The sequence below is a fragment of the Phreatobacter cathodiphilus genome, from assembly GCF_003008515.1.
Lineage (GTDB): Bacteria > Pseudomonadota > Alphaproteobacteria > Rhizobiales > Phreatobacteraceae > Phreatobacter > Phreatobacter cathodiphilus.
In genome coordinates this window covers 2,357,014-2,382,550 of the sequence record NZ_CP027668.1, presented here as the reverse complement: position 1 = coordinate 2,382,550, position 25,537 = coordinate 2,357,014, and the positions used below count along the sequence as shown (strand labels likewise).

At 69.2% G+C, this 25,537-nt stretch carries 29 protein-coding genes and 1 tRNA gene; 17 read left to right on the top strand and 13 right to left on the bottom strand.

The features are described from left to right. Positions 1-217 precede the first annotated feature (217 nt). Positions 218-1,630, top strand: coding sequence for an ATP-binding protein (locus C6569_RS11635; RefSeq protein ID WP_106749005.1), 1,413 nt, complete (start codon positions 218-220; stop codon positions 1,628-1,630). A 6-nt stretch (positions 1,631-1,636) separates the two neighbouring features. Here the strand turns inward: C6569_RS11635 and C6569_RS11630 are convergent, their stop codons facing one another. Continuing rightward, positions 1,637-2,182: a hypothetical protein gene (locus C6569_RS11630; RefSeq protein WP_106749004.1), complete on the bottom strand. Its 546-nt coding sequence runs from the start codon at positions 2,180-2,182 to the stop codon at positions 1,637-1,639. A 160-nt stretch (positions 2,183-2,342) separates the two neighbouring features. On the opposite strand from C6569_RS11630, the gene C6569_RS11625 reads away from it, so the two are divergent. Then, positions 2,343-2,774 (top strand): nuclear transport factor 2 family protein, encoded by a 432-nt coding sequence (locus C6569_RS11625; protein WP_106749003.1) that lies wholly within the window; start codon positions 2,343-2,345, stop codon positions 2,772-2,774. A 5-nt stretch (positions 2,775-2,779) separates the two neighbouring features. On the opposite strand, the gene C6569_RS11620 is transcribed toward C6569_RS11625, so the two are convergent. From C6569_RS11620 to C6569_RS11610, 3 genes are all read right to left on the bottom strand, one after another. Continuing rightward, a complete protein-coding gene (locus tag C6569_RS11620; protein ID WP_106749002.1) occupies positions 2,780-3,052 on the bottom strand; it encodes a hypothetical protein in 273 nt (90 codons plus the stop codon). 123 nt (positions 3,053-3,175) lie between these two features. Continuing rightward, positions 3,176-3,445 carry a hypothetical protein gene (locus C6569_RS11615; protein ID WP_106749001.1) on the bottom strand — a complete coding sequence of 90 codons (270 nt, stop codon included), beginning with the start codon at positions 3,443-3,445 and terminating at the stop codon, positions 3,176-3,178. A gap of 243 nt (positions 3,446-3,688) precedes the next feature. Then, the gene (locus C6569_RS11610) at positions 3,689-4,891 is read right to left on the bottom strand and encodes a pyridoxal phosphate-dependent aminotransferase (protein ID WP_106749000.1); all 1,203 of its coding nucleotides are present in this window, start codon (positions 4,889-4,891) and stop codon (positions 3,689-3,691) included. A 158-nt stretch (positions 4,892-5,049) separates the two neighbouring features. Between C6569_RS11610 and C6569_RS11605 the strand changes: the two genes are divergently transcribed. From C6569_RS11605 to C6569_RS21700, 9 genes are all read left to right on the top strand, one after another. Then, a complete protein-coding gene (locus C6569_RS11605) occupies positions 5,050-6,051 on the top strand; it encodes a Bug family tripartite tricarboxylate transporter substrate binding protein (protein ID WP_106748999.1) in 1,002 nt (333 codons plus the stop codon). A 70-nt stretch (positions 6,052-6,121) separates the two neighbouring features. After that, a complete protein-coding gene (locus tag C6569_RS11600) occupies positions 6,122-7,345 on the top strand; it encodes a glycosyltransferase family 87 protein (protein ID WP_106748998.1) in 1,224 nt (407 codons plus the stop codon). A 70-nt stretch (positions 7,346-7,415) separates the two neighbouring features. Then, the gene (locus C6569_RS11595) at positions 7,416-8,405 is read left to right on the top strand and encodes a glycosyltransferase family 2 protein (RefSeq protein WP_106751009.1); all 990 of its coding nucleotides are present in this window, start codon (positions 7,416-7,418) and stop codon (positions 8,403-8,405) included. A gap of 30 nt (positions 8,406-8,435) precedes the next feature. Beyond that, on the top strand, positions 8,436-9,077 hold the full coding sequence (locus tag C6569_RS11590) for a glutathione S-transferase family protein (RefSeq protein ID WP_106748997.1): 642 nt from the start codon (positions 8,436-8,438) through the stop codon (positions 9,075-9,077). Continuing rightward, positions 9,074-9,529 carry a molybdenum cofactor biosynthesis protein MoaE gene (locus C6569_RS11585; RefSeq protein WP_106748996.1) on the top strand — a complete coding sequence of 152 codons (456 nt, stop codon included), beginning with the start codon at positions 9,074-9,076 and terminating at the stop codon, positions 9,527-9,529. The genes C6569_RS11590 and C6569_RS11585 overlap by 4 nt, the downstream gene beginning before the upstream one ends. A gap of 67 nt (positions 9,530-9,596) precedes the next feature. Then, on the top strand, positions 9,597-11,507 hold the full coding sequence (gene dnaG, locus C6569_RS11580; RefSeq protein WP_106748995.1) for a DNA primase: 1,911 nt from the start codon (positions 9,597-9,599) through the stop codon (positions 11,505-11,507). 226 nt (positions 11,508-11,733) lie between these two features. Further along, positions 11,734-13,725 carry an RNA polymerase sigma factor RpoD gene (rpoD, locus tag C6569_RS11575; protein ID WP_106748994.1) on the top strand — a complete coding sequence of 664 codons (1,992 nt, stop codon included), beginning with the start codon at positions 11,734-11,736 and terminating at the stop codon, positions 13,723-13,725. A 31-nt stretch (positions 13,726-13,756) separates the two neighbouring features. After that, on the top strand, positions 13,757-14,170 hold the full coding sequence (locus C6569_RS11570) for a hypothetical protein (RefSeq protein WP_106748993.1): 414 nt from the start codon (positions 13,757-13,759) through the stop codon (positions 14,168-14,170). Between the two features lie 86 nt (positions 14,171-14,256). Next, complete coding sequence (locus C6569_RS21700; protein WP_146144786.1) at positions 14,257-14,691, top strand: hypothetical protein; 435 nt, start codon at positions 14,257-14,259, stop codon at positions 14,689-14,691. Between the two features lie 2 nt (positions 14,692-14,693). Here C6569_RS21700 and C6569_RS11560 read toward each other — a convergent pair whose 3' ends face one another. Both C6569_RS11560 and C6569_RS11555 read right to left on the bottom strand, forming a co-directional pair. Continuing rightward, positions 14,694-15,176 (bottom strand): SRPBCC family protein, encoded by a 483-nt coding sequence (locus C6569_RS11560; RefSeq protein ID WP_106748991.1) that lies wholly within the window; start codon positions 15,174-15,176, stop codon positions 14,694-14,696. Between the two features lie 38 nt (positions 15,177-15,214). After that, on the bottom strand, positions 15,215-15,565 hold the full coding sequence (locus tag C6569_RS11555; protein WP_106748990.1) for an ArsR/SmtB family transcription factor: 351 nt from the start codon (positions 15,563-15,565) through the stop codon (positions 15,215-15,217). A 123-nt stretch (positions 15,566-15,688) separates the two neighbouring features. On the opposite strand from C6569_RS11555, the gene C6569_RS11550 reads away from it, so the two are divergent. After that, positions 15,689-16,300, top strand: a complete 612-nt coding sequence (locus C6569_RS11550; RefSeq protein WP_106748989.1) for a LysE family translocator — start codon at positions 15,689-15,691, stop codon at positions 16,298-16,300. A 64-nt stretch (positions 16,301-16,364) separates the two neighbouring features. Here C6569_RS11550 and C6569_RS11545 read toward each other — a convergent pair whose 3' ends face one another. Beyond that, positions 16,365-17,114 (bottom strand): SH3 domain-containing protein, encoded by a 750-nt coding sequence (locus C6569_RS11545; RefSeq protein ID WP_106748988.1) that lies wholly within the window; start codon positions 17,112-17,114, stop codon positions 16,365-16,367. A gap of 208 nt (positions 17,115-17,322) precedes the next feature. Here C6569_RS11545 and C6569_RS11540 point away from each other — a divergent pair, with 208 nt between their 5' ends. Further along, the gene (locus C6569_RS11540) at positions 17,323-17,610 is read left to right on the top strand and encodes an HlyU family transcriptional regulator (protein WP_106748987.1); all 288 of its coding nucleotides are present in this window, start codon (positions 17,323-17,325) and stop codon (positions 17,608-17,610) included. A 77-nt stretch (positions 17,611-17,687) separates the two neighbouring features. Here the strand turns inward: C6569_RS11540 and rpsU are convergent, their stop codons facing one another. The 3 genes from rpsU to C6569_RS11525 form a co-directional block, all read right to left on the bottom strand. Next, positions 17,688-17,993, bottom strand: coding sequence for a 30S ribosomal protein S21 (gene rpsU, locus C6569_RS11535; RefSeq protein WP_106748986.1), 306 nt, complete (start codon positions 17,991-17,993; stop codon positions 17,688-17,690). A 33-nt stretch (positions 17,994-18,026) separates the two neighbouring features. Next, the gene (locus C6569_RS11530; RefSeq protein WP_245898078.1) at positions 18,027-18,245 is read right to left on the bottom strand and encodes a hypothetical protein; all 219 of its coding nucleotides are present in this window, start codon (positions 18,243-18,245) and stop codon (positions 18,027-18,029) included. A gap of 182 nt (positions 18,246-18,427) precedes the next feature. Further along, on the bottom strand, positions 18,428-18,640 hold the full coding sequence (locus C6569_RS11525) for a cold-shock protein (RefSeq protein WP_106748984.1): 213 nt from the start codon (positions 18,638-18,640) through the stop codon (positions 18,428-18,430). A 362-nt stretch (positions 18,641-19,002) separates the two neighbouring features. Here C6569_RS11525 and C6569_RS11520 point away from each other — a divergent pair, with 362 nt between their 5' ends. Further along, positions 19,003-19,404 (top strand): acyl-CoA thioesterase, encoded by a 402-nt coding sequence (locus C6569_RS11520; RefSeq protein WP_106748983.1) that lies wholly within the window; start codon positions 19,003-19,005, stop codon positions 19,402-19,404. A gap of 6 nt (positions 19,405-19,410) precedes the next feature. Here C6569_RS11520 and C6569_RS11515 read toward each other — a convergent pair whose 3' ends face one another. Further along, positions 19,411-20,025, bottom strand: coding sequence for a TIGR02466 family protein (locus tag C6569_RS11515; protein WP_106748982.1), 615 nt, complete (start codon positions 20,023-20,025; stop codon positions 19,411-19,413). Positions 20,026-20,162: 137 nt separating this feature from the next. On the opposite strand from C6569_RS11515, the gene C6569_RS11510 reads away from it, so the two are divergent. Beyond that, positions 20,163-21,947 carry an ABC transporter ATP-binding protein gene (locus C6569_RS11510; RefSeq protein WP_106748981.1) on the top strand — a complete coding sequence of 595 codons (1,785 nt, stop codon included), beginning with the start codon at positions 20,163-20,165 and terminating at the stop codon, positions 21,945-21,947. Between the two features lie 15 nt (positions 21,948-21,962). On the opposite strand, the gene C6569_RS11505 is transcribed toward C6569_RS11510, so the two are convergent. Continuing rightward, complete coding sequence (locus tag C6569_RS11505) at positions 21,963-22,754, bottom strand: SIMPL domain-containing protein (protein WP_106748980.1); 792 nt, start codon at positions 22,752-22,754, stop codon at positions 21,963-21,965. Positions 22,755-22,831: 77 nt separating this feature from the next. On the opposite strand from C6569_RS11505, the gene C6569_RS11500 reads away from it, so the two are divergent. Beyond that, positions 22,832-22,907: transfer RNA gene (locus tag C6569_RS11500), tRNA-Ile, on the top strand. A gap of 263 nt (positions 22,908-23,170) precedes the next feature. Beyond that, on the top strand, positions 23,171-23,848 hold the full coding sequence (locus C6569_RS11495) for an outer membrane protein (RefSeq protein ID WP_106748979.1): 678 nt from the start codon (positions 23,171-23,173) through the stop codon (positions 23,846-23,848). An 85-nt stretch (positions 23,849-23,933) separates the two neighbouring features. On the opposite strand, the gene C6569_RS11490 is transcribed toward C6569_RS11495, so the two are convergent. Beyond that, positions 23,934-25,502 (bottom strand): GMC family oxidoreductase, encoded by a 1,569-nt coding sequence (locus C6569_RS11490; RefSeq protein WP_106748978.1) that lies wholly within the window; start codon positions 25,500-25,502, stop codon positions 23,934-23,936. Positions 25,503-25,537 lie beyond the last annotated feature (35 nt).

Genomic DNA, 25,537 nt, shown 5'->3' with positions numbered 1-25,537 from the left:
GGCGCGCCGGGACCCGTGGCACCAACCATGACTTGCGACGACACTGCCTGCCCCCCGGGACCAGATGACGGTCCGCGCAACTCACTGAAACGTGATCACCCGTCCATTTCAAGTGATTTGTCTGCGCTTGGTGGCCAGAAACCACAGGCGAGATTTACCGGACGTGAACAGACCCGTGGCTTGCGACGCGGCGCCGGGGGGGTGATAAGCTCGCCCCATGTCGACCGTCGAGCGCGCCCGATCCACCCATGGCGGCCTCAGGGGCCTGATCGCCAACACGGCATCGGGGCTCGGCGCCCTGGCGGAGCGCTTCGGCCGGCGCTTCAACGACCTCATGCCGAAGGGGCTCTATGCCCGCTCGCTGATCATCGTCATCGCGCCGATCGTCATCCTGCAGTCGGTCGTCGCCTATATCTTCATGGAGCGGCACTGGCAGCTCGTCACCCATCGCCTCTCGGCGGCGGTGACGCAGGACATCGCCGCCCTCATCGACATCCAGCGCACCTATCCCCAGGACCGTGACTACGCCACGTTGCGGCGCATCGCGCGCGAGCGCCTGAGCCTGATGGTGGAGATCCTGCCGCCGGAGCCGCTTCCGCTGCCCGGACCGCGGCCCTTCTTCGACGTGCTCGACGCGGCCCTGTCGCGGGAACTCGCCCTGCAGGTCGGCCGGCCGTTCTGGGTCGACACGGTCGGCAATTCGGCGCTGATCGAGATCCGCATCCAGCTCGAGGACGGCAAGATCATGAAGGTCTTCGCCCGCCGCGGCATGGCCTATGCCTCCAACAGCCACATCTTCCTCGTCTGGATGGTGATCGCCTCGCTGGTGCTGATCGGCATCGCCATCCTGTTCCTGCGCAACCAGATCCGCCCGATCCAGGCGCTGGCCTCGGCGGCGGAGGATTTCGGCAAGGGCCGCGACGTCGCCGGCTTCCGGCCGCGCGGGGCGAGCGAGGTGCGCAAGGCGGCGCTCGCCTTCATCGAGATGCGCCGCAGGATCGAGCGGCAGATCGACCAGCGCACCACCATGCTCGCCGGCGTCAGCCACGACCTGCGCACCATCCTCACCCGCTTCAAGCTGGAACTGGCGCTGCTGCCCGAGGGGCCGGAGACCGAGGCGCTGCGCCGCGACGTCGACGAAATGGGGCGGATGGTCGAGGGCTACCTGTCGTTTGCGCGCGGCGATGCCGGGGAAGCCCCGGCCATGACGGACATCGAGGCGTCGCTGCGCGACATCGGCGCCGATGCCGAGCGCACCGGGGCCAAGACCACGGTCACCTTCCACGGCATGTCTACGGTCAAGGTTCGGCCCGACGCCTTCCGCCGCTGCATCTCCAACCTCGTCGTCAACGCGGCGCGCCACGGCGACACCATCGCCCTGTCCGGACACCGCGACCACCGCTGGCTGACGGTCACCGTCGACGACGACGGGCCGGGCATTCCCGCCGACCGGCGCGAGGACGTGTTCAAGCCCTTCCTCAGGCTCGATGATGCGCGCAACGTGGACGACGGGGGGTCGGGTCTCGGCCTCGCCATCGCCCGCGACATTGCGCGGTCCCACGGGGGCGAGATCACCCTGTCGGACAGCCCGCTGGGGGGATTGAGGGTGACGGTGCGCGTGCCGGTCTGAAGCGGCTCAGGCGGCGGCGGAAAGGTCCTCACCCATCCAGCGGCGCTTCGCCGCCAGCACCGCGTCATGGGCGAAGAGCGACAGGTGGCCCGCGGTGATCGCCGCCGACAGCGCCATGCCGAAGAGCCAATAGCCGGGCATGGACGAGAGCGCATTGGTGGGCGAGGGGATGCGCGAGGCCTGGTCGAGCAGCGGCTGGGCGAGAACCGACAGGACCACGAGGCCCGCCACACCTGCCATGACGATGGCGGTGGAGCGGATGTTGGCGAGCGGCACGCTCGGGCCGAGGAGCGGGCGCAGCGCGCCGACGAGGACGAGGGTCAGAACCACGGCCCAGGAGACCGCGTGCATGCCGGCATAGACCTGCGCCTCGAAGACGCGGTTCGCCGCGAGAAGTACGTCGATGCGGGCGGCGAGCGTGTCCGGCGACATCCAGAAGATCGCGAGGCGGTAGTGCGGAACGGGCTCGATCAAGCCCCAGCCGGTGGTGAGGGCGGCAAGGCCCGCCGCTGCGAGATAGATCCCGCAGAAGGTGATGACGAGGCGTCTCATGCCGTACTCCCGAACTCCCGATCGGACCCTAGGAGCGAGGCTGTGCGGCGGCAACGACAAGGTTAAGAACTGGTTAACGGCCGATCCCGTATCGGGCGTTCGGCGGGATTGCGGGCCGGGCGTAGAGGCCTAGCCTGTGGACGAGAACAGGAGAGCGCCCATGTCGACCGCCGGTCCGTCCGCCCATGCCTCCCTGCCCGCCGCCATCCGCCGCTGGCACGAGATCGCCGTGGCGCGGGACGTGGCGGGGCTCGAGGCCCTGCTCGCCGAGGATGCAGTGTTCGAGAGCCCGGTCGTCCACACGCCCCAGGCCGGCAAGGCGCTGGTGACGCGTTATCTCGCAGCGGCCTTCGACGTCTTGAACAACGAGGCCTTCCACTATCCGAACCAGTGGTTCGGCGAGACGTCCGCGGTGCTGGAATTCGCCACCGAGATCGACGGCATCACCGTCAACGGCATCGACATGATCAGCTGGGACGCGAGCGACCGCATCACCCACTTCAAGGTGATGATCCGGCCCCTGAAGGCGATCAACCTGGTGCACGAGAAGATGCGCGAGCGGCTGATGGCGATGGGGCCGCGGCCGGCCTGAACGGATCAGCGCAGGCAGGCGGTAGCGGCGGAGACCGCCTGGCCGGCCGGGCGGAACTTCAGCACGGTGGAGCCGCCGAGGAGCTGGCCGTTCGGCACCCAGTCGCCCGCGACCGTCATGGCCGGCGGGTTGGCTGTGCAGAGGCAGGCGCCACAGTAGGTCACCGGGCGGGAGCCGAGGGACTGGGCGGGCGACTGGCCCGCCGAGGAGGCCTGGGCGGAGGCGGCGAAACCTGCCGCGAGGACGAGGGCGGCGGTGGCGGTGCGGATGAGGGACATGGTCTGTCTCCTGGTCGGCGGCGCTGGTTTCTCCGGCCGCTGGACGATGAACTTGACCATGGGTCTCGGCGGGGCCCCGAAAGGTTCAGGGTCGCGGCGACTTTTTTCGCGCTGGAGAAGGTGTCAGCCCGCGGGGCTGGCGCGCCGGCAGGCAGACGCCGCCTGGAGAGCCGGATGGCGGGGATGGTAGCGCAGGGTCACGCGGTCGCCCATGCGGCCGGAGGGACGCCAGTCGCCTGGCACGCTCATCTCGGGCCTGTCCTCGTCGCAGAGGCAGCCGGTGCAATAGAGGACGGCAGTGGCCTGATGACGCGGCGCGTCGCCGGCAAGGCCCATGGCCCCGGCGACGGCGAAGCCCGCGGCGGCGAGCGTGGAGAGAGGCGAGAGAGGCATCGGAACGACCCTTCCGGTGCGTTGACCGCCATGACAACAGCGCGAAAGGGTTAAGGTTCCCTTATTCCGCTGCGCGTGTGTTGGACATCCCGGCGAGAGGCGCCGTGTCGCCCGGGATCGTCACGAAGAGAGGCCCTGGAGCCACCCACTTGGACATGGGTCGCAGCGGCCGGCGGGAAGGTTCACGAAAAAAAAAGCCCGCCCCGGGGAGGGGCGGGCTCGCTGGGATCGCCGGGATGAGGCTCAGCGCAGCTCGGCGCAGAACTTCTGGATCTTCTCGCAGGCGGAGGTCAGCACCTCGGTCGATTCCGCGTAGGAGAGGCGGAAGGCCGGGCCGAGGCCGAAGGCCGAGCCGTGGACGATGGCGACGCCCTCGCTCTCGACTAGCTCCATGGCGAAGTCCTCGTCGGTGGCGATCACCTTGCCGGCGGAGGTCTTCTTGCCGATCACGCCCTTCAGCGAGGGGTAGACGTAGAAGGCGCCCTCGGGCGTCGGGCAGGAGAGGCCGTTCGCCTGGTTGAGCATGGAGACGACGAGGTCGCGGCGCTGCTCGAAGGCCTTGCGGCGCACGGGGATGTAGTCCTGGGTGCCGTTGAGGGCCTCGACGGCCGCCCACTGCGAGATGGACGACGTGCCCGAGGTCTGCTGGCCCTGGACGAGGTCCATCGCCTTGATCAGGTGCTCGGGGCCGGCGGCATAGCCGATGCGCCAGCCGGTCATCGAATAGGCCTTCGACGTGCCGTTCATGGTGAGCGTGCGCTCATAGAGCGCCGGCTCGACCTGGGCCGGGGTGGTGAAGGTGAACTCGCCGTAGACGAGGTGCTCGTACATGTCGTCGGTGAGGATCCAGACCTGCGGGTGCTTCAGCAGCACGTCGGTCAGCGCCTTCAGCTCCTCGCGGGTATAGGCCGCGCCCGTCGGGTTCGACGGCGAGTTGAAGATGAACCACTTGGTCTTCGGCGTGATCGCCTTGTCGAGGGCCTCGGCGGTGAGCTTGTAGTTGGTCTCCGGGCCGGCCGAGACGAAGGTCGGGGTGCCGCCGCAGAGCGCGACCATCTCCGGATAGGAGACCCAGTAGGGGGCGGGGATCAGCACCTCGTCGCCGGGGTTCAGCGTCGCCAGGAAGGCGTTGAACAGCACCTGCTTGCCGCCGGTGCAGACGATGGCCTGCTGCCACTTGTAGTCGAGGCCGTTCTCGCGCTTGAACTTGGCGACGATGGCCTGGCGCAGCTCGGTGATGCCGGAGACGGGCGTGTACTTGGTCTTGCCTTCGGCGATCGCCTTGACGGCGGCCATCTTGATGTTGTCCGGCGTGTCGAAGTCCGGCTCGCCGGCGGAGAGCGAGATGACTTTCTTGCCCTGCGCGTTCAGGTCACGGGCCTTCTGCGCCATGGCGATGGTGGCGGAAGGCTTCACGCGCTTCAGGGCGTCGGCAAGAAAGGCCATGGGTCGACTCCGTCGAGTTTGAAAATCCCCGAAGGCGCGTTATGACCACGGCAATCCTATTCCGCGGCGCCTCGGCGTTCCGGCGGGACGTTTAGTCGCGCCGCAGGGGGCGAACAAGCGAAAAACATTCATAGAAGCCATCATCCCGGAGGGACCCCGTGACCACCATCCCCAAGACCTCGCGACGCGTCGTCGTCCTCGGCCTCGGCGCGCTCGGCGCGGCGCCGGCGATCGTCCGTTCCGCCTCGGCCCAGACCTGGGCGCCGAGCCGGCCGATCCGGCTCGTCGTCGCCTATCCGGCCGGCGGCCCGACCGACGGCATCGCCCGCATCGTGGCCCAGGATCTGTCGACGAGCCTCGGCCAGCAGGTGGTGGTGGAGAACGTCGGCGGCGCCTCGGGCGCCATCGGTACGCGGCAGGTCGCCCGGGCCGATGCGGACGGCCACACGATCACCTTCGGCAACAACCAGACCCACGGGAACAACATGTTCCTGATGAAGGAGCCCGGCTACGACGCGGTGAAGGACTTCGCGCCGCTGGCGGGGGCGGGCGCCTTCGAACACATCTTCGTCGTCAAGAACGACCTGCCGGTGAAGACGATCCCTGAGCTGATCGCGCTGGCCAAGTCCAAGCCCGGCGAGCTCAATTACGGCTCGACCGGCGTCGGCTCGGGCTCGCACCTGTCCACCGAGCTCTTCATGGTGCGCACCGGCATCAAGATGACCCACGTGCCCTATCGCGGCGCCGCGCCGCTGGTGCAGGACATCGTCGGCAACCGCATCGACGTCGCCAACTCCACCATGGCCAGCGTCTTCACCCAGATCCAGGCCGGCACGCTGCGCGCCATCGCCATCGGCTCGCCGAAGCGCAATCCGCAGCTTCCCGAGGTCGCGACGCTGCGCGAGCAGGGCGTGACCAATGCCGATGCCGAGAGCTGGACGGGCTTCTTTGCGCCCGTGGCGACGCCGCAGCCGGCCCTCGACCGCCTGTCGAAGGAGATCCTCGCCTCGCTCGCCAAGCCGCCGGTGGTGGAGGCGATCACCAAGCTCGGCTTCACCATCACGGCGCGCGACCCCGCGGCGTTCCGGCCCTATCACGCCCAGGAGATGCAGACCTGGGCCGAGATCATCCGCGCCGCCAACATCCAGCCCTCTGGTTGAAGCCCCGGCCGGCTAACCATGTCTTAGCGCCTTGCTGCGATGGTGCCCCGGTCTTGCAACCGGGGCATTCATGCTGGCCTCCCTCCGCAGCGGCGACTGGCTTACCGAAGAGCGCGCACGCGTCTATGCGCTGATGATCGCGCTGTTCGGCGCCGTCTCGCTCGCCTTCATCTGGACGACCGGTGGGCCGATGACGGACCGGTTCGGCCGGCCGATCGCGACCGATTTCTCGGGCATGTGGACGGCGGGGCGGATGCTGCTCGGCGGCGACCCGCTCGGTCTGTTCGATCCGGAAACTCACTTCGCCTTCCAGCGGCAGGTCTTCGCCAACCCCGATGTCGACGTCTACGGCTGGCACTATCCGCCCTTCTTCCTCGCGGTCGCGGCGCTGATGGGGTCCGTGCCCTATGTGCCGGCCCTGATCGCCTGGCAGGCCTCGACCTTCGCGCTCTATCTCGCGGCGGTGAGGGCCATCGCCCCGCCGCACCGGGCGCTGCTGGCCGTCGCCGTCGGCTTCCCGGCCGTCTTCGTCACGCTGGGGCACGGCCACAACGCCTTCCTCACCGCCGGCCTGCTCGGCTTCGGCCTGCTTCTCCTGCCGACCCGCCCGGTCGTCGCCGGAATCTGCATCGGCCTCCTCGCCTACAAGCCGCAGTTCGGCCTCGTGCTGCCGGTCGCCATGGTGCTCGGCTGGCATGTCCGGGCCGTTGTCGCGGCGGGCGCCACGGTCCTCGCCATGGCCGCGGGCGTCACGCTCTGGCTCGGCCCGGAGGTCTGGACGGCGTTCCTGAAGGGCGCCGTCTTCACCCGCGAGGTCATTCTCGAACAGGGCATCACCGGCTGGGCCAAGATCCAGTCGACCTTCTCGGCCCTGCGGTCCTTCGGCGCGCCGCTGCCGCTCGCCTACGGCGCGCAGTTCGCCGTCACCGGGCTCGTCGTCGCGACCCTGGCGCTCGCCGCCTTGCGGCGGGCCGACCACCGCCTGCTCGCCGCCATGACCGCCACCGGCGCGCTGCTCGCGACGCCCTATTGCCTCGACTACGACATGACGATCCTCGCGGTCGCCGTGGCCTTCACCGCCGCCCACGGCGCGGAAAAGGGCTTCGGCCCTTACGAGAAGAGCCTCCTCGCCGGGGTCTGGCTGCTGCCGCTCGTCGCCCGGCCGGGCATGATGGTGACCGGCATCCCGATCGGCGTCCTGGTCATGGCCCTGTTCTTCGGCGTCCTCGCCCATCGGGCGCTCGGCGCCGACCTCCTCCGCCTCTCCGCCCGCTGGAGCCCCGCCCGTGGCTGAACCGCAGAAGCGCGCGTCCCGCTCCCCCGCCTCCGCCGCCCCCGCCGCGGGCAGCCCGGCCCGCGCCCTCATCGACGATCTCGCCCGCCGTCTCGCGGTCGAGGCGGCACGGCCCTCCGTCGCCGTCCTGCTGCCCTGCTACAACGAGGCGGCGACGATCGCCGCCACGGTCGGCGCCTTTCGTGCCGCGCTGCCCGAGGCGACCGTCTACGTCTACGACAACAACTCCACCGACGGCACGGCGGAGGCCGCGGGCGCCGCCGGCGCCGTGGTCCGCCACGAGCCGTTCCAGGGCAAGGGCAACGTCGTCAGGCGCATGTTCGCCGACGTCGACGCCGACATCTACGTCATGGCCGACGGCGACATGACCTATGACCCGACGGCGGCGCCCGGCCTCGTCGACCTGCTCCTCCGCGACCAGCTCGACATGGTGGTCGGCGCGCGCGTCGACAGCGAGGAGGCGGCCTACCGGCGCGGCCACCGCTTCGGCAACGCCCTGTTCAACCGCATCACGACCGCGATGTTCGGCTCGCCCTTCAAGGACATCTTCTCCGGCTACCGGGTCTTCTCGCGCCGCTTCGCCAAGTCCTTCCCCGCCTCGTCTTCCGGCTTCGAGATCGAGGCCGAGCTCACCGTCCACGCCATCGATCTGAAGCTGCGCACCGGCGAGGTGCCGCTGCCCTACGGCAAGCGCCCGGAGAACTCGCATTCCAAGCTGAAGACCTACCGGGACGGCGCCCGCATCCTCTGGACGCTGGTCAACATGTACCGTGCGGTGCAGCCGCTGCGTTTCTACGGCCTGATCGCCGGCGTGCTGGCCCTCGCGAGCCTCGGCCTCGCCGCGCCCATCGTCCAGACCTATCTCGAGACCGGCCTGGTGCCGCGCTTTCCCACCGCCATCCTGTCGGCGGCGGTGATGCAACTGGCCTTCCTCATGCTGGTCTGCGGCCTCGTCGTCGACGCCGTGTCGGGCGGACGGCGGGAGATGAAACGGATGCGATATCTCGACCTGCCGGCGCTCTCCTGCGAGCCGGCCGCGGCCCGGCGTCCCGGCGGCTGACAATCCCGCTGCGTTCGCTATAACGAACGTATGACCCTCGTCCTCCACGCCATGCAGCGGTCCGCCAATTGCTACAAGGTGCGCCTTCTCCTGGCGCATCTCGGGCTGCCTTTCGTGCTGAAGGACGTGGACATCCTGCGTGGCGACACGCGCACGCCCACCTTCCTGGCGATGAACCCTCTCGGGCGCGTCCCCGTGGTCCAGCTCGGCGCCACGACCGTCCTTGTCGAATCCAACGCCATCCTCATGTATCTCGGCGAGGGGACGGATTTCGTGCCCTATGACAAGGTCGAGCGCGCCGTGATGATGCAATGGCTGTTCTTCGAGCAGAACGCCCATCACCCCTCCATCGGCGAGGCGCGCTTCTGGATGTCGCTGGTGCCGGGCGGGCGCGAGCTGAAGCGCGACCTCATCGACGACTGGATGGAGCGGGCGGAGGCGGCGCTGTCGCGCATGGAGACGCAACTGGCGACGACGCCCTACATCGCCGGCCACCGCCTGACGCTGGCGGACCTCGCGCTCTACGCCAACACCCATCTCGCCCACGAGGCTGACCTCGACCTCGCGCTGTTCCCGGCGGTGCGCGACTGGACGGGGCGGATCGCCGCGCTTCCCGGCCATGTCGGCATGGACTGGCGACCGGCGCCGCTCCAGGCAGCGGGTGCCCCATGACGGTCAGGGTCCAGCGCGAGGATTTCGACCTCGGCGCCGAGGTGAAGCGGCTGACGGCCGGGCGCGTCGACGTCGGCGCCGTCGCGACCTTTACCGGCCTGTGCCGTGGCCGGACCGGCTCGGACACCGTCGGGGCGATGACGCTCGAGACCTACGAGGCGATGGCGCTCGCCGAGTTGCAGCGGATCGAGGAGGAGGCACGTGGCCGCTGGCCGCTGGCCGACGTCCTGGTGGTCCATCGCTACGGCCGCATGGAGCCGGGCGACAACATCGTGCTGGTGGTGGCGCTGTCGGAGCACCGGCAGGCCGCCTTCGCCGCCGCGGAGTTCATCATGGATTTCCTGAAGACGCGGGCGCCGTTCTGGAAGTTCGAGGAGACGGGCGGGGAGGGCGGCTGGGTCGCCGCCAAGGACGTCGACGACGCGGCGGCCGACCGCTGGTCGCAGGACTGAGCCAAGCCGCCAGGCGGCTCACAAAGGCCGCTTCGAACGTCGCCGCTAAAGTGCTATGGCATCCCCCATGCGCTTCCCCCCATCGTTCCTGGACGAGATCCGGCAACGCCTCCCGGTGTCGGAGGTGGTGGGAAAGCGCGTCAAGCTGAAGAAGCAGGGCCGCGAGTGGCGCGGCCTGTCGCCCTTCAACGCCGAGAAGACGCCGTCCTTCTACGTCAACGACCAGAAGGGCTTCTACCACTGCTTCTCCTCCGGCAAGCACGGCGACCAGTTCCGCTTCCTGATGGAGACGGAAGGGGTGAGCTTCCCCGAGGCCGTGGAGCGGCTGGCGGGGGAGGCGGGCCTCGCCCTGCCGAAGGTCTCGGTGGAGGAGGTGCAGCGCGCCGAGAAGGCCAAGACCCTCTACGACGTCATGGAGCTCGCGGCGAAGTTCTTCGAGGCACAGTTGCAGGACCGCGCCGGCGCCAAGGCCCGCGGCTACCTCGCCGGCCGCGAGCTGCGCGCGCCGACCCAGGTGAAGTTCCGCATGGGCTATGCGCCCGGCGCGCGCTTCGCCCTGAAGGAGCATCTCGGCGCCAAGGGTGTCTCCGTCGCCGACATGATCGCGACGGGGCTGCTGGTGCACGGCGACGACATTCCCGTGCCCTACGACCGGTTCCGCGACCGCGTCATGTTCCCCATCACCGACCTGCGCGGCCGGGTGGTGGCCTTCGGCGGCCGGGCGCTGGAAAAGGACGTGCCGGCGAAATATCTGAACTCGCCGGAGACCGACCTCTTCCACAAGGGGTCGCTGCTCTACAACGCCTTTTCCGCGCGCGAGGCCGCGCACAAGAGCGGCCGCGTCATCGCCGTCGAGGGCTATGTCGACGTCATCGCCATGGTGATGGCCGGCTTCGGCGAGACGGTCGCCCCGCTCGGAACGGCGCTGACCGAGGGCCAGCTCGACCTGTTGTGGAAGATGGCGCCGGAGCCGGTGCTGCTCTTCGACGGCGACAAGGCGGGCCGGCGCGCCGCCTACCGTGCCATCGACATCGCCCTGCCGCTGCTGAAGCCCGGCCGCAGCCTGCTCTTCGCCGCCCTCCCCGAGGGCCAGGACCCGGACGACCTCATCCGCTCCTCCGGCCGCGAGGCGATGGACGCGGTGCTGGCGCAGGCCCAGCCGCTGGCGAGCATGCTGTGGCAGCGCGAGACCGAGGCCGGCGTCTTCGGCACGCCGGAGAAGCGCGCGGCGCTGGAAGCCCGCTTCGCCGAGGTGGTGTCGACGATCGGCGACGAGAACGTGCGCCGGCATTACCGCGACGACGTGTTCGGCCGGCTCTCGGACCTGTTCCGGCCGATGCAGCGCGAACGGCGCGGCGGCGGGCAGGGGGGCGGTGCCAGGGGCGGCGGGCGCGGTTTCTCGCCCTTCGCCGTGCCGGACCACCGGCCTTCGCCGGCGCTCGCCTCCAGCGCGCTGGTCAGGGGGCCGCGCGCCGCCCTGCCGATGCGCGAAGCGCTGATCCTCACGGCCCTCCTCAACCATCCCTGGCTGATCGACGGGCAGGAGGAGGACATCGCCGCCCTGGACCTGCGCCACCCGCAGGCGGAGACGCTGAAGGCGGCCTTGCTCGACGTCCACGCCCAGGGCGTCGAGGGGGAGGAGGAGGCCTATCGCACGGCGCTGGCGGCGGACGGGCACGGGGCGTTGGTCGATCAGGTCCGCGCCTCGGTGTCGACGGGGGCGGTCTGGGGCGCCATGCCGGGGGCGGCAAAAAGCGACGTCGAGGTGACGTTCGGCCAGCTCTTGGCCTTGCATCGCAAGAAGCAAGCGCTAATTAAGGAAATCCGGGATGCCGAGCGAGCCTTCGGCGACGACCCGACCGAAGCAAACGAACACTGGCTCCTGGACGCCAAGCGGCGGGAGGCGGAGCTCGTGGGGACCGAGGCCCTGGTGGAGGGTTTCGGCGCGCAATCCGGGCGGGGAGGTCGCAGCGCTTGACTTGTGTCGGCAGAACGAACGGATCAGGACCGCGCCGCGGCAACGGGGCGGCAGGTCATGGTTCACCACGTCTTAAGGGTGAGGGCCTTAGGGCGGGGATGTCGGAATTGACGGGGGCGCGCTAGAGAGCGAGCGCAGCCCCTTTTTTGGCGTTGAGGCGGGCCTTGAACCCGTCGCCGGCGCGTCATGCGGGCCGCTTGCGGTTCGTGAGCGATGGACGGTCTAGATGGCAACCAAGGCAACCGAGAAACCGGAAGGTGCGGATCAGGAGACGGAAGGCCCGGACGGCCCGCTCCTGGACCTCTCCGACGCCGGCGTCCGGGCGATGATCAAGCGTGCCAAGAAGCGCGGCTATGTGACCATCGACGAAATCAATGCCGTGATGCCTGCGGCCTCGTTCACCTCGGACCAGATCGAGGACATGAACGCCATGCTCTCGGAAATGGGCATCAACGTCGTCGACAACGACGATGCCGCCGAGGACGGTGAGGGAGAGGAGCAGGCCGAGGCCGACGAGCCGGACGGCGAGCTGCAGGAGGCCTCTCCGCGCGCCGTGGTGAAGTCCGAGCGCGCCTCCGAGCCGCTGGACCGCACCGACGACCCCGTGCGCATGTATCTGCGCGAAATGGGCTCGGTGGAGCTGCTCTCCCGCGAGGGCGAGATCGCCATCGCCAAGCGCATCGAGGCCGGCCGCGAGGCCATGATCGCCGGCCTCTGCGAGAGCCCGCTGACCTTCCAGGCCATCATCATCTGGCGGGACGAGCTCAACGAGGGCAAGATCTACCTGCGGGACATCATCGACCTCGAGGCCACCTATGCGGGCCCCGACGCGAAGAACGCGCCGATGGTGACCGAAGGCGAGGCGCCGATCGCCCCCCAGGCCGAAGGCGACGGCGAAGGCCTGCCGCCGGGCGCCGAGGGCGACCTGGACGAGGACGACATGGAGAACGCCGTGTCGCTCGCCGCCATGGAGGCGGAGCTGAAGCCGAAGGTGCTCGAGATCTTCGACACCATCGCCGACGAGTACAAGAAGCTGCGCCGCCTGCAGGACCAGAACGTCGAGAACCGGCTGAACGACACCAAGCTGTCGCCGAGCCAGGAGCGCCGCGCCAAGAAGCTGCGCGAGGACCTGGTCGACCACGTGAAGTCGCTGTCGCTCAATTCGGCGCGCATCGAGGCGCTGGTCGAGCAGCTCTACGACATCAACAAGCGGCTCGTGGGCTATGAGGGGCGCCTCCTGCGTCTCGCCGAGAGCTACGGCGTCGACCGCATGTCCTTCCTGAAGGAATATCAGGGCTCCGAGCTCGATCCGAACTGGATCCGGCGCGTGGCCTCTCTCGGTGCGCGCGGCTGGAAGAGCTTCGTCGCCGAGGAGAAGGAGACGGTGAAGGAGATCCGCGCCGAGATCCAGGCGCTGGCGACCGAGACGGCGCTGGAAATCGGCGAGTTCCGCAAGATCGTCCAGATGGTGCAGAAGGGCGAGCGCGAGGCCCGTCAGGCCAAGAAGGAAATGGTGGAGGCGAACCTCCGCCTCGTCATCTCCATCGCCAAAAAGTACACGAACCGCGGCCTGCAGTTCCTCGACCTCATCCAGGAGGGGAACATCGGCCTGATGAAGGCGGTCGACAAGTTCGAGTACCGCCGCGGCTACAAGTTCTCGACCTATGCCACCTGGTGGATCCGCCAGGCGATCACCCGCTCGATCGCCGACCAGGCCCGCACCATCCGCATCCCCGTGCACATGATCGAGACGATCAACAAGATCGTCCGCACGTCGCGGCAGATGTTGCACGAGATCGGCCGCGAGCCGACCCCGGAGGAGCTCGCCGAGAAGCTCGGCATGCCGCTGGAGAAGGTGCGCAAGGTCCTGAAGATCGCCAAGGAGCCGATCTCCCTCGAGACGCCGATCGGCGACGAGGAGGATTCACACCTCGGCGACTTCATCGAGGACAAGAACGCCATCCTCCCCATCGACGCGGCGATCCAGAGCAATCTGCGCGAGACGACGACGCGCGTGCTGGCATCGCTCACGCCGCGCGAGGAGCGCGTGCTGCGCATGCGCTTCGGCATCGGCATGAACACCGACCACACGCTCGAAGAGGTCGGCCAGCAGTTCTCGGTGACCCGCGAGCGCATCCGCCAGATCGAGGCCAAGGCGCTGAGGAAGCTGAAGCATCCGAGCCGGTCCAGGAAGCTGCGCAGCTTCCTCGACAACTGACGCCGAAAGCCTGCCTGCGAGGAACGTCGACATGACGGAACACGCGGCGGATCATGGCAGAACAGACAACGGCGGCTCATCGGGCCGCCGTTCGCGTTCCCTCTTCCGGGTGCCGCGGAACTCGCCGCTCTGGGGACGCCTCGGCCGCTCCATCGCCATCTGGTTCTGCCTGATGCTCTTCGGCCTCACCGTGGGCATGGCCGGCTATTCCGGCTTCGAGGGCATGGGCTGGCGCGATTCCTACCTCAACGCCGCGATGATCCTCTCCGGCATGGGCCCTGTGACAGAGCTCAAGACCGATGGCGGCAAGCTCTTCGCCGGCACCTACGCCATCTTCTCCGGGCTGGTCATCGTCCTTGCCACGGGCGTGGTGCTCTCGCCCATCGTCCAGCACGTGCTGCACGTCTTCCACGCCGACACGGACGACGACGAGCGGAAGGGGTAAGTGCAACCAGCCTCGTCAGGATTCATCCTGAGGTTGTATTGTCTGTCGCCTCGGCGTGAACTCGCGGTCTCTCCCGTGAGGTTGCCATGGCAGAGCCCCGCCCGATCCACGCCACCGCCCGAGGGCAGTCGACCTTCGACTGCCCGTGCTGCGGACGGCTGTCCCGGACGATCTGGGGTGAGATCCATCACGATAACGGAGGCGCAGTTGCCGTCTACTATTGCCGATGGACGGTGGGGGACCCCGGACACGATGCCGGAATCGATCTGGTCATGGGCGAATGGGGCGATGGCACCACGCCCGACGACCGCTTCCTGCTCAGCATGCTGTTCCGGCGCGCCGCTAACAGCTTCATGGTCGTGGATGCGGCTCCCGGGCTTGAGAAATTCAAGGACCTCGCCGCCCGTGCCGTCTCCCGTGACCAGGTCATCGGCTATCCGGTCGCGCGGTACGCATTCATGATCGTCGACGCGATCGGGGACGACGACCCCCGTGTCGCCGACCTCGTCGCCGCCTGCTGACCTCACATCCCCTTCACCAGCGCGACCAGCTGATCGAGCGCCGTGCCCCAGCCCGAATGGAAGCCCATGTCGTCGTGCTGCTTCTTCGCCTCGGGGTCCTTGTGGAGGGCCCGGGCGGTGTAGAGCGTGCCCTTCGCCGTCGCCTCGATGGAAATCACCCCGGTCATGAAGGCGCTCCCCGTGGGGCGGAAGCCCGGGCCGAGGGCGTCGGTGAAGACGAACAGCCTTTCCGGGATCACGTGAAGCACGCAGCCGGTGCTGTCGTGCTTCTCCCCGTTCGGCCCCTCCATCACCGTGCGGAACCCGCCACCGGGGCGGACGTCCAGCTCGCAGAGCGTCGTGCGCCAGGGAGCGGGCGTGAACCACTTCATCAGCAGCGCAGGCTCGGTCCAGGCGCGCCAGACGAGCTGCGGCGGCACGTCCACCTCGCGGCGGAGCTCCAGGTCGAGGGCGGGATCGAAGACGAAATGGGGTTCGGGGGTCATGGGCATGTCTCCTCGGCTGCTTGTTGGGGGGAAGGTGATCAGGCGGACCCGTCGCGCGGCTCGTCCTTCAGTGTGGCGAGCAGGGCGTCGAGCTGGTCGAGGCGGCAGGTCCACAGGCTGCGCTGCGCCTCGAGCCAGTGTTCCGCCGCGGCGAGCGGTTCCGGCTTCAGCCGGCAGGTGCGCACCCGGCCGCGCTTCTCCGTGGCGACGAGGCCGCACTCCTCAAGCAGCTTGAGGTGCTGGAGGAAGCTCGGCAGGGCCATGGAGAAGGGGCGGGCGAGGTCACTGACCGAGGCCGGGCCGCGGCCCAGCGCCTCCACCACCGCCCGGCGGGTCGGGTCGGCGAGGGCGCGGAACGTGTCGTCGAGGCGGGCGGGCGCTGCGTTCATGGGAGGAGGCTACCCAGCGCTAACACTTAGGTCAATACCTAAGTTTTGGATCAAGGCGGTTCCTGGCTTGCCAAGGGGCGGGCGGCTCGGGCCTGATCGTGGCCGATGCCGCGGAGTGCGCCCATGTCCCTCGAATTCCTGCTGACCACCCTGATCATCGTGGCCTCGCCCGGCACGGGCGTCATCTACACGCTGGCGGCCGGCCTTTCGCGCGGCTCCCGGGCGAGCGTGCTCGCCGCCTTCGCCTGCACGCTCGGCATCGTGCCGCATCTGGTGGCCGCGATGCTGGGCCTTGCCGCGCTGCTGCACACCAGCGCGCTCGCCTACAATGCGGTCAAATATGCCGGCGTCGCCTATCTGCTCTGGATGGCCTGGCAGACGCTGCGCGAGGACGGCGCGTTGAAGGTGGAGGCCGCCGACGACCGGCGTTCCTCTTGGCGAGTGATCCTCGACGGCATCGCCATCAACGTGCTGAACCCCAAGCTGTCGATCTTCTTCGTCGCCTTCCTGCCCCAGTTCATCCCGGCGGGCGAGGCGGCTCCGCTGCAGCGCATGCTGGAACTGTCGGGCGTGTTCATGGCGATGACCTTCGTGGTCTTCGCCGTCTACGGCCTCTTCGCCGCCGCGATGCGGGAGAAGGTGATCTCCCGGCCGGCGGTCATGGCCTGGATGCGACGGATCTTCGCCGGCGCCTTCGTGGCCCTCGGCGCGCGGCTCGCCCTGCAGGAGAAGTAAGGCCTCGGCAGAACGCAAAACGGCGGGCCGAAGCCCGCCGCCGCAGAGATCATGTCTGGCCGGATCAGTTCCGGTCGGGGCGGCCCGGGCCGCCGCCGGGACGACCGCCGCCACCGAAGCCGGGACGCGGACCGCCGCCACCGCCGCCCATGCCCGGGCGCGGACCACCGCCACCCGGCGAGGTCATTCCGGGCCGGGGACCGCCGCCACCGCCGCTCATGCCGGGGCGCGGGCCCCCGCCGCCGGGCGAGCCCATGCCGGGACGACCGGCTCCGCCCGTGCCCCAGCCGCCGGGGCGCGGACCGCCGCCATCCCAGCCCGGACGAGGACGGCCCGGGGGGCGCCAGTCGGGCCTGTCAGGCCGCGTGGGCGGACGCCAGTCAGGCCTGTCGGGCCGCGTGGGCGGACGCCAGTCGGGACGACCGGGACGATAGGGCGGACGAAAGCCGGGCCGGTAGGGGCCGTAGTAGCCGGGAGACCCGTAGAAATAGGGCGGCTCGACATAGACTGGCGGCGGCTCGACATAGACGCGCGGGGGCGCCTCGACCACGCCGCCGTCCTCGTCGAGGAGGCTGCGGGCGACATAGCCGGTCAGGCCGCGATAGACGACGCGGCACCAGGAGCCGGTGCAATCCGCGACGTCGACCGGGGCGCCGGCGGGAAGGGTGGTGATGCGCTCGTACTGCGTGCCGGGGCCCGCGCGCATGTTGACGGCGCCGGTGGTCACCGCATCCTGGGCACTCGCCGCCGTTGCGCCGAGCCCGACGATCAGGGTGCCGGCAAGGGGAAGCAGCCGTCTGAGACCGAAGGCCATGGGGTATCCTTTCTCGTGCCGGTGCGCCGCGTCGCGGGCTCCGGCGCTCCGGACACTGAGGCCGGAACGGTGAACCCGGTATGAACCGGCGGCGCCCGCCGATGTTCCGCAGGCGAGGGGATGCACCGCGACCGGTCGTTTCCCCGGCGCGCGGGAGAGGCTATCAAGGAGGCCGCGGGCGCAGGGCCCGCGCGAGGCGAGGCGCACCATGTCCTTTCTGAAATCGCTGTTCGGCTGGGGCTCGTCCGCCGCCCCGCAGGAGGAGGCGCCCGCCGCCTCGCTGGAGCACAAGGGCTTCACCATCACCGCCGCGCCGTTCCGCAACGAGGGGCAGTTCCAGACGGCGGGCACCATCACCAAGACGGTGGACGGCGTGCCGAAGGAGCACACGTTCATCCGCGCCGACCGCCACGCCTCGATGGAGGACGCGGTGACCTTCTCGCTGGCCAAGGGCCGGCAGATCGTCGACGAGCAGGGTGAGCGGCTGTTCCGCTGAACCGGCCGGGATCAGGGCACGAAAAAAGGGCCCGCGAGGGCCCTTTGTCGTCGGCGGAGCGCAGAGGAGGCTGCGGCTCAGCGCGTGCCGGTGTCGGCGGCGGGCGGAGCGGCGAGCGGGCCCGGCGAGGCGCCGAACTTCGGCTTGCGGTCCGGGCGCGGCTTCGGCTTCGGGGCGGCGATGAGGCCGTCGCGCTGGGCCTGCTTGCGGGCGGCCTTGCGGGCGCGGCGAATGGCCTCGGCCTTCTCGCGGTTCTTCCGCTCCGACGGCTTCTCGAAGGACTTCCGCTGCTTCATCTCGCGGAAAATACCCTCGCGCTGCATCTTCTTCTTCAGAACGCGCAAAGCCTGGTCGACATTGTTGTCGCGGACGAGAACCTGCATGTCTTCTCCCGGTCGGATCGTGGTTGCGAGGGCTCAGGCCGTCTTGGCCGGAGCATCCTTCTTGCGCCAGAGCTGGAAGCCGAATTCGGCAATGCCGTTCTCGATGGCTTCGCGCTTCAGGCCGTGGGGTGGTTTCTGGTCACCGCGGATCACGCCGATGCTGGTCCACGGGGCGAATTTCTCGGGCAGCTTGCCGCCCGTGTGGTCGGAGGCGAAGCCGTAGAGCTTGTCGTTGCTCCCCGACCTGAACATGAAGAGCCTCGGGCGTTCGGAATTCATCACGCGTCCTCGATCGCCACAGGGCCGACGGAAGGCCGGCCGATAAACGGGTTCGGAGCCGCGCGATCCGGGGAACGGTGCGGCTCCGGGTCTTCAAGCATTCGCGGTTCCGCGCCGCCGATACATCCACGGCGGCGGGGACCGATGCCCTGAAATCAGTCGACAGCCTTCAGGTTGTCGGCCGACGACTTGCCCGAGCGGCGGTCGGCGACGACTTCGAAGGAGATCTTCTGGCCTTCGTTGAGGCCGTAGAGGCCAGCGCGCTCGACGGCGCTGATGTGGACGAACACGTCAGTGCCGCCACCGTCCGGCTGAATGAAGCCGAAGCCCTTCTGGGAGTTGAACCATTTCACGGTTCCGGTCTGCATGGGGTATCCTTTCGCGAAGCGAGCAGAGATCGACGACTCGCGTCACGCACGAGCAGTTCGGGTCACGTTTTCGAAGATTTTTGATCAGCGGTGCGCCGCATTGCTGGCGCGGGGCCAAAAAAGAACGGCCGAAACGTCCATCAGAGATACGCGCTTCGGCGGGCAAATGCAACAAGGAACTTTCCAGGGGAGCCGAAGACCCTATGGCTGATGGCCGCAAACGGCTGATTTGCCGCCGTTTCTCTCGCCGTCGGGGCAAATTGTCTCGCGCCGGCGGCAGCCCGCTCCAGGGGCGGGAACCGAGTTGTGCGGGCCCCGGAAGGCTGGCTCAATCGGCGCGCAGTCCCTACACGGAATCACCCATGCCCCGCCCCCTTCGCCAGATCGACGCAGCGCCACGCGGCCAGCTGACGGTGCGCATCAGCGCCATGCCGGCCGACACGAACGCCAACGGCGACATTTTCGGCGGCTGGGTGATGGCGCGGATGGACCAGGCGGGGGGCATTGCCGGGGTGGAGAGGGCGCAGGGGCGCGTCGTCACGATCGCCGTGGAGGCGATGACCTTCATCCGCCCGGTGCGGGTGGGCGACGTGCTGGAGGTCTATACGGAGGTCTTCCACATCGGCCGCACCTCGATGAAGATCCATGTCGAGGCCTGGGCGCAGCGCTTCCGCACCACCGAGCGGGAGAAGGTGACCGAAGCGACCTTCGCCTTCGTCGCCATCGACGAGGATGGTCGTCCCCGGCCGGTGCCGGCGGCGTGAAGCCGCCTAGCCCCAGCGGTAGTTGAAGCTGACGGAGATGCGCTCCTCGGCGCTGCGGTTCACCGGCACCTCGTGGCGCACGAAGCTCTCCCAGAGAAGAACGTCGCCGGGCTGCGTCTCCACCGAGACGAAGGTCTTCAGTTCGCGCGGCGCCGCGGCCTTGCGGGGCGGGTGGGCCATCATGCGGCCGCTGCGGGGGTCCTCGAGCTTCAGTGCCGCCGCGCCCTTCGGCATGGCGACGTAGAGCGTGCCGGAGACGACGCTGTGCGGGTGGATGTGGGAGGCGTGGGCACCCCCTTCCGGCAGCACGTTCACCCAGAGGGAATCGAGGACCAGCTTTCGGCCGCCGAGGTCCAGCGCCAGATCCTTGGCGAAGGCGGCGACGTGGCGGTCGAGCTGGCGCGCCAGCGCCTTGAAGGTGGGAAAGCGCCAGGGAAGATCATTCAGCGAGGCATAGCTCGTATATCCCGGATAGCCGTTCTTGCGGCACCAGCGGATGCCGGCCGCGTCATCCACCGCCAGCGAGCGGCAGGCCTGTTCGACCTCGGCGAGAAGGCCGTCCTCGGGGCCGATCTCGCCGCGGTAGAGCCGGGTCACGAAGAGGTTTTCGATGGTCGCCATGGCGGCCTCTCTTCGCACCGACGGCCGACCGCCGCAAGCGGCCGCCGGCAGGGGAAAGCCGGCGGGGGCGTTCGCCTTGGTGTTGTGCGCGAAACCTGATATTCGGCGCGCTGAAATCGCTGCGAGTTCCGCGCCCCATGAGGCTTCTCCGCCTGTTCCCCAGAATCGACGCCCAGCGGGGCCAGACGCTCAAGCGCCTGGTGGGGGAGAGCCTGCGCGCCTATGCGCCGCGCTATGCGCTGGCCTTCGTCTGCATGGGCATCGTCGCCGGCTGCACGGCGCTCAGCGCCTGGATCATGCGCGACCTGATCAACGGCGTGTTCCAGAACCGCGACTTCACGCTGGCGGTGTGGTTCGGCGTCACGGTCTTCTCCATTTTTCTCGTCAAGGGCGTGGCCTCCTACGCCTCCAACGTCATCCTCTCGCGCATCGGCAACGCCATCGTGGCGGCCCAGCAGACGCGCATCTTCAACCACCTGCTCTCCCAGGGCGTCGACTTCTATCAGCAGCATGCCTCCGCCGACCTGGTGACGCGGGTGACGCACAACGCCCAGGCCGCCCGCGACGTGCTGCAGAACATCGTCACGACGGTGGGCCGCGACCTCCTGACGGTCGCCGGTCTGCTGGTGGTGATGATCGTCACCGACCCCCTGATGTTCGTCGTCTCCGGCGCCGTCATGCCGGTGGCGGTCTACGGCGTGAACCGGCTGAGGCGGCGGGTGCGGCGGCTGGCGCAGAGCGAGTTCACCTCGCTCTCCTCCATGGTCGGCGTGGTGCAGGAGACGGTGCAGGGCGTGCGCATCGTCAAGTCCTTCGGCATGGAGGACCGGATGCAGGCGCGCATGGACGACACCATCGCCTCGGTGCGTCACCGCGCCGACAAGATCGCGACGCTCGGCGCGCGCACCGGCCCGCTGATGGAGACGCTCGGCGGCCTCGCCATCTCCGCCGCCATCGTCTACGGCGCCTGGCGCGTCATCCACCAGGGCGTCGATGCCGGCGCCTTCTTCGCCTTCGTGACGGCGCTACTCCTCGCCTATGACCCGGCCAAGCGGCTCGCCCGGCTCGGCGTCGAGGTGGAGAAGGGGCTCGTCGGCGTGCGGTTGATGTACGAGCTGCTCGACACCGAGCCGACGCTGAAGGAGAAGCCGCAGGCCCCCGCGCTGGCGGTCGGCGAGGGCACCGTCGCCTTCGACCGCGTGACCTTCGGCTATCACGCGGAGGAGCCGGTCCTGCGCGAACTGTCCTTCGTCGCCGCGGGCGGCAAGACGACGGCGCTGGTCGGCCCCTCCGGCGGCGGCAAATCCACCATCATCTCGCTGGTCCAGCGCTTCTTCGACGTCAGCGGCGGCGCCATCACGGTGGACGGGCAGAACGTGCGCGACGTCACCTTCGCCTCGCTGCGCGGCGCCATGGCCTTCGTCAGCCAGGACGTGTTCCTGTTCCAGGGCACGGTGCGCGAGAACATCGCGGTGGGCCGGCCCGAGGCCACCGAGGCGGAGATCGAGGCGGCGGCCCGGGCGGCCCATGCCCACGACTTCATTCTCGGCTTGCCGGAGGGTTACCAGACGCTGATCGGCGAGCACGGGCAGGGCCTCTCCGGCGGCCAGCGCCAGCGCGTCGCCATCGCCCGCGCCATCCTGAAGGATGCGCCGATCATGCTCCTCGACGAGGCGACCTCCGCCCTCGATTCGGAGAGCGAGTTCGAGGTGCAGCGGGCGCTCGACCAGCTTTTGAGCGGCCGCACCTCCATCGTCATCGCGCACCGGCTCTCCACCATCATGCGCGCCGACAGGATCCTCGTCATCGAGGCGGGCCGGGTGGCGGAAAGCGGCACCCACGCCGAACTCATCGCCCGCAACGGGCTCTACGCCCATTACGTGGCGATCCAGTTCGGTGAGCGCGACGACGCGGCCGAATAGGCATACGCCCGCCGGTCAGTCCACCAGTTCCCACACCACCGAAACGGACAGGCGGAAGGTCTGGTCTCCGGTCGCGACCGGCGTCGGACCGGAGGCGGAGAGCGAGCGCGCCGGAGCGCTGCGGGTCATGGGCGGCGGCATGGCGCCGCCGTGCTCGGTGATGGTGAGCACCTTGCCGAGCCGGGCGCCGGCGGCCTGTGCGAGGGCCTCGGCCTTGCGCCGGGCATCGGCGATGGCGGCGATGCGGGCCTCGTCCACCTTGGCCGACCAGTCGGAGACCGTGAGATCCAGCCCGTCGATCTGGTTGGCGCCGGCGGCGACCATGCGGTCGAGCACGTCGCCGAGGCTGGTGAGGTCGCGGACGCGCACCTCGACCCGGTGCCCGGCCGTATAGCCCGTGACGCGCGGGCGGTTGCCCGATCCGTAGTCGATCACGGGCCTGAGGGTGAGGGCGGAGGTGGCGACGTCGCGCTCGGCGATGCCGGCCTGCTTCAGCGCCTGCTGGACCTGCCGCATGGCGGCGGAATTGCCCTCCATGGCCTCGCGGGCGGTGCGGGCCTGGACCTGCGTGCCGCCGCCGATCACCGCCTCGTTGGGGGCGGCCGAGGCCTTGCCCTCGCCCTGGATGCTGATCTGGCGCTGGGTGCCGGCGGACTGGGCGCTCGCGGGGGCGAGGGTTGCCGCCATGGCGGCGAAGGCGAGGGCGGCGAGGGGAAGGCGGCGCGAGAGGCGGAGCGAGGACGAGGCCATGTTGATCCCGATGGTTGCACGCGGGCGATGATTGACGCCGCGGGAGCGGAATGCCATCACCGTTTCGTGCCGCCGCAAGGGTTTCTTTGCAGCCTTTTCGCGGCACGCCGCGCGCGCCGAGGCGCCCGGCCGGTGGGCCTGTAGCTCAATGGTTAGAGCCGGCGGCTCATAACCGCTTGGTTGGGGGTTCGAGTCCCTCCGGGCCCACCATTTGCTCTCCTCCCGAAAACGCGAGAATCGCAGACACGCCAGGGGTGTTCGCCGGCGGCCACCTGCCGTAGCTGGAGATGTGCCGCGCAGGGCGAGTTCAGCTCCTCCTTGCGGTCATTACGTAGCACGTAACTGCGGTATTCTTGACACAGGAGCGACACGAAGCGTGGTCGGAAGCCCGTTCGGTGATGGAAACTGTTGCTGTTGTGCCGCTCGTGGCCTTACGGAAGACTTCCTCGCGCGGACATTAGGGAAGATACGAAATGAAGGCACTGCTCCTCGCCACCACCGCTCTCTTTGCTCTTTCGGCTGGTGCGCAGGCCGCCGACCTCGGCGCACCGCGCACGCCGATCGCAGCCTCCGTCGTCGTCCCCGCGTTCAGCTGGACCGGTTTCTATGTCGGTGCGCACGCTGGCTACGGCTGGGGCAATTCGCGCTTCTTCAACGGCATTGCCTTCCCGACCTCCACCAACGGGCCGTTGATCGGTGGGCAGCTGGGCTTCAACTACCAGTTCAACCAGATCGTTCTCGGCGTCGAGGCTGATCTGGCCTATGCGGCCATCACAGGCCGCGCCAGCAATCTCGCGGCCATCTCCCACCGTACCAACATGCTCGGTTCCGTGCGGGCCCGCGCCGGCTTCGCCGCGAACCGCGCGCTCATCTATGTGACGGGCGGCCTCGGCTTCCAGGGCGCTGCGACGGCCCAGACTCCTGTCGGGCCCGAGAGCTACAGCCGTGTCGGCTATGCGCTCGGAGCCGGCATCGAATATGCGATGACGCCGAACTGGACGGTCAAGGCGGAGTATATGTACTACAATTTCGGCACCCGGACCCTCGGGCCGCTCTACGCCGGTACGGTGCGTTCGGACATCCACACCGTCAAGCTGGGCGTCAACTATCTGTTTTCGACGGGCCCCTCGGCTGTGGTGGCACGCTACTGAGCCTCTCCGCGGCGCACCGAATGTGCTCATCGAATGGGTCGCCCTCGGGCGGCCCATTTTTTTGGGGCTGATCAGAAACTCTCCCCTACCGTCCCGCCCTCATCCGCTTCGCCGCCATCTCGCCGATCATCACGCAGGTGAAGTGCAGGTTGGCGCGGCAGTCGGTGGGCATGATGGCGGCGTCGGCGACCCGCAGGCCCTCGAGGCCATGGACCTTGAGGTGCGGGTCGACCACGGCGGCGGGGTCGCCGGACGGGCCCATGCGGCAGGTGCCGGCAGCGTGCTGGATGTCGGAAGCCTCCTGGAGCATCAGCGCGTCGAGCTCCGCATCGGGGAGGGCGGCTGCCGCGGCGAAATCCATGCCGCTCTCGCCGAAGGTGATCGCTGAGGCGATGCCGGCGACGGCGGGATGGGCGGTGAGGGCGGCGAGGCGGCGGATGCCGTCGCGCATGCGTATGAGGTCGCGTTCGTCGTCGAGCATGTTCTCCTCGACCACCGGATTGGCTTGCGGGTCGGCGGCGGCGAGGCGCACCTCGCCGCGCGAAAAAGCGTCGTAGAGGGCGATGCCGATGGCGCCCTGGGGGGCGGGGCGGCCGTCGCCGAGGCCGCGATGGTTGAAGCCGATCATGATCATGTCGCGCTCGCCGCCGCCGGCGAGACCGGTGGAATAGGTGACGCAGCAATTGGTGTGGCGGGCATCCGGGTGCTCGGCCGCCGCCTCGGGGGTGAGGGCGAGGCTGGCGCGCAGGATCGGGTGGTCCATGAAGCCGCGGCCGACGGCGGGGACGTCGTGGACGACGGCAATGCCGAGGGCGGCGAGGTCGCTCGCAGCGCCGACGCCGGAGCGCATCAGGATGGCGGGGCTGTGGATGGCGCCGGCCGAGAGCACCACCTCGCGCGCCGCGATGTCCTCGCTCGTGCCGCCGTCGAAGCGGACGCGCACGCCGGTGGCGCGGCGGCCGTCGAACAGCACGCGGTCGACCAGCGCGCCGCCGCGGATCGTCAGGTTCGGCCGGCTGCGGGCGGGTTCGAGATAGCCGTCATTGGTGGTGACGCGCAGGCCGTCGCGGCTGTTGATCGGGTAGCAGGAGACGCCTTCGCCGGCGGGGGCGTTGAGGTCCTCCTTCCAGGGATGGCCGGCTGCGAGGGCGGCTTCGCGCAATGCCCGGTCGACGCTGCCCCACTCGGCGAAGGGCGTGCGGTGGACGGGGAGCGGCCCGCCGCGGCGGGCGCCGGGGCCCGTGCCGGTCACCGGATCGTCCTCGATGGCGTCGAAGAGCGGCAGGACGTCGGCTGCCGACCAGCCGGTGCAGCCGAGCGCCGCCCAGCCGTCGAAGGCCTCGGGAACGCCGCGGATGGCGATCTGCGCATTGACCGTGGAGCTGCCGCCCATGGTCTTGCCGCGCCAATAGAATTTCGGCTCCTGCGCGCGCGTGCGGCGGGTCATGAGGCCCGGCCATTGCCACTCGGCCTGATGACGCGGGTCGTGCATGAAGGGGATGATGTTGGCGCTGCGCAGGGCGTGCGGCGCCTCGGCGGCTCTCCAGTCGCGCCCGGCCTCCAGCAGCAGGACGCGCCGCCCCGGATCCTCCGAGAGCCGCGCGGCGAGGGCCGCGCCCGCCGAACCCGCACCCACCACGATGACGTCGATCATGCCGTCCCCTCCGCCTGATCCTCGTCATAGAGCCT

Bases quoted from the DNA above. Each gene is read 5' to 3' on its own strand.
- C6569_RS11495 (WP_106748979.1), top strand. From the start codon at position 23,171: ATGAAGGCACTGCTCCTCGCCACCACCGCTCTCTTTGCTCTTTCGGCT.
- C6569_RS11590 (WP_106748997.1), top strand. From the start codon at position 8,436: ATGACCCTCGTCCTCCACGCCATGCAGCGGTCCGCCAATTGCTACAAG.
- C6569_RS11490 (WP_106748978.1), bottom strand. From the start codon at position 25,502: ATGATCGACGTCATCGTGGTGGGTGCGGGTTCGGCGGGCGCGGCCCTC.
- C6569_RS11620 (WP_106749002.1), bottom strand. From the start codon at position 3,052: ATGTCCCTCATCCGCACCGCCACCGCCGCCCTCGTCCTCGCGGCAGGT.
- C6569_RS11520 (WP_106748983.1), top strand. From the start codon at position 19,003: ATGCCCCGCCCCCTTCGCCAGATCGACGCAGCGCCACGCGGCCAGCTG.
- C6569_RS11510 (WP_106748981.1), top strand. From the start codon at position 20,163: ATGAGGCTTCTCCGCCTGTTCCCCAGAATCGACGCCCAGCGGGGCCAG.
- C6569_RS11545 (WP_106748988.1), bottom strand. From the start codon at position 17,114: ATGGCCTTCGGTCTCAGACGGCTGCTTCCCCTTGCCGGCACCCTGATC.
- C6569_RS11625 (WP_106749003.1), top strand. From the start codon at position 2,343: ATGTCGACCGCCGGTCCGTCCGCCCATGCCTCCCTGCCCGCCGCCATC.
- C6569_RS11540 (WP_106748987.1), top strand. From the start codon at position 17,323: ATGTCCTTTCTGAAATCGCTGTTCGGCTGGGGCTCGTCCGCCGCCCCG.
- C6569_RS11530 (WP_245898078.1), bottom strand. From the start codon at position 18,245: ATGTTCAGGTCGGGGAGCAACGACAAGCTCTACGGCTTCGCCTCCGAC.
- C6569_RS11505 (WP_106748980.1), bottom strand. From the start codon at position 22,754: ATGGCATTCCGCTCCCGCGGCGTCAATCATCGCCCGCGTGCAACCATC.
- rpoD (WP_106748994.1), top strand. From the start codon at position 11,734: ATGGCAACCAAGGCAACCGAGAAACCGGAAGGTGCGGATCAGGAGACG.
- C6569_RS11570 (WP_106748993.1), top strand. From the start codon at position 13,757: ATGACGGAACACGCGGCGGATCATGGCAGAACAGACAACGGCGGCTCA.
- C6569_RS21700 (WP_146144786.1), top strand. From the start codon at position 14,257: ATGGCAGAGCCCCGCCCGATCCACGCCACCGCCCGAGGGCAGTCGACC.
- C6569_RS11615 (WP_106749001.1), bottom strand. From the start codon at position 3,445: ATGCCTCTCTCGCCTCTCTCCACGCTCGCCGCCGCGGGCTTCGCCGTC.
- C6569_RS11610 (WP_106749000.1), bottom strand. From the start codon at position 4,891: ATGGCCTTTCTTGCCGACGCCCTGAAGCGCGTGAAGCCTTCCGCCACC.
- C6569_RS11550 (WP_106748989.1), top strand. From the start codon at position 15,689: ATGTCCCTCGAATTCCTGCTGACCACCCTGATCATCGTGGCCTCGCCC.
- C6569_RS11585 (WP_106748996.1), top strand. From the start codon at position 9,074: ATGACGGTCAGGGTCCAGCGCGAGGATTTCGACCTCGGCGCCGAGGTG.
- dnaG (WP_106748995.1), top strand. From the start codon at position 9,597: ATGCGCTTCCCCCCATCGTTCCTGGACGAGATCCGGCAACGCCTCCCG.
- C6569_RS11560 (WP_106748991.1), bottom strand. From the start codon at position 15,176: ATGACCCCCGAACCCCATTTCGTCTTCGATCCCGCCCTCGACCTGGAG.
- C6569_RS11600 (WP_106748998.1), top strand. From the start codon at position 6,122: ATGCTGGCCTCCCTCCGCAGCGGCGACTGGCTTACCGAAGAGCGCGCA.
- C6569_RS11515 (WP_106748982.1), bottom strand. From the start codon at position 20,025: ATGGCGACCATCGAAAACCTCTTCGTGACCCGGCTCTACCGCGGCGAG.
- C6569_RS11525 (WP_106748984.1), bottom strand. From the start codon at position 18,640: ATGCAGACCGGAACCGTGAAATGGTTCAACTCCCAGAAGGGCTTCGGC.
- C6569_RS11555 (WP_106748990.1), bottom strand. From the start codon at position 15,565: ATGAACGCAGCGCCCGCCCGCCTCGACGACACGTTCCGCGCCCTCGCC.
- C6569_RS11630 (WP_106749004.1), bottom strand. From the start codon at position 2,182: ATGAGACGCCTCGTCATCACCTTCTGCGGGATCTATCTCGCAGCGGCG.
- C6569_RS11635 (WP_106749005.1), top strand. From the start codon at position 218: ATGTCGACCGTCGAGCGCGCCCGATCCACCCATGGCGGCCTCAGGGGC.
- rpsU (WP_106748986.1), bottom strand. From the start codon at position 17,993: ATGCAGGTTCTCGTCCGCGACAACAATGTCGACCAGGCTTTGCGCGTT.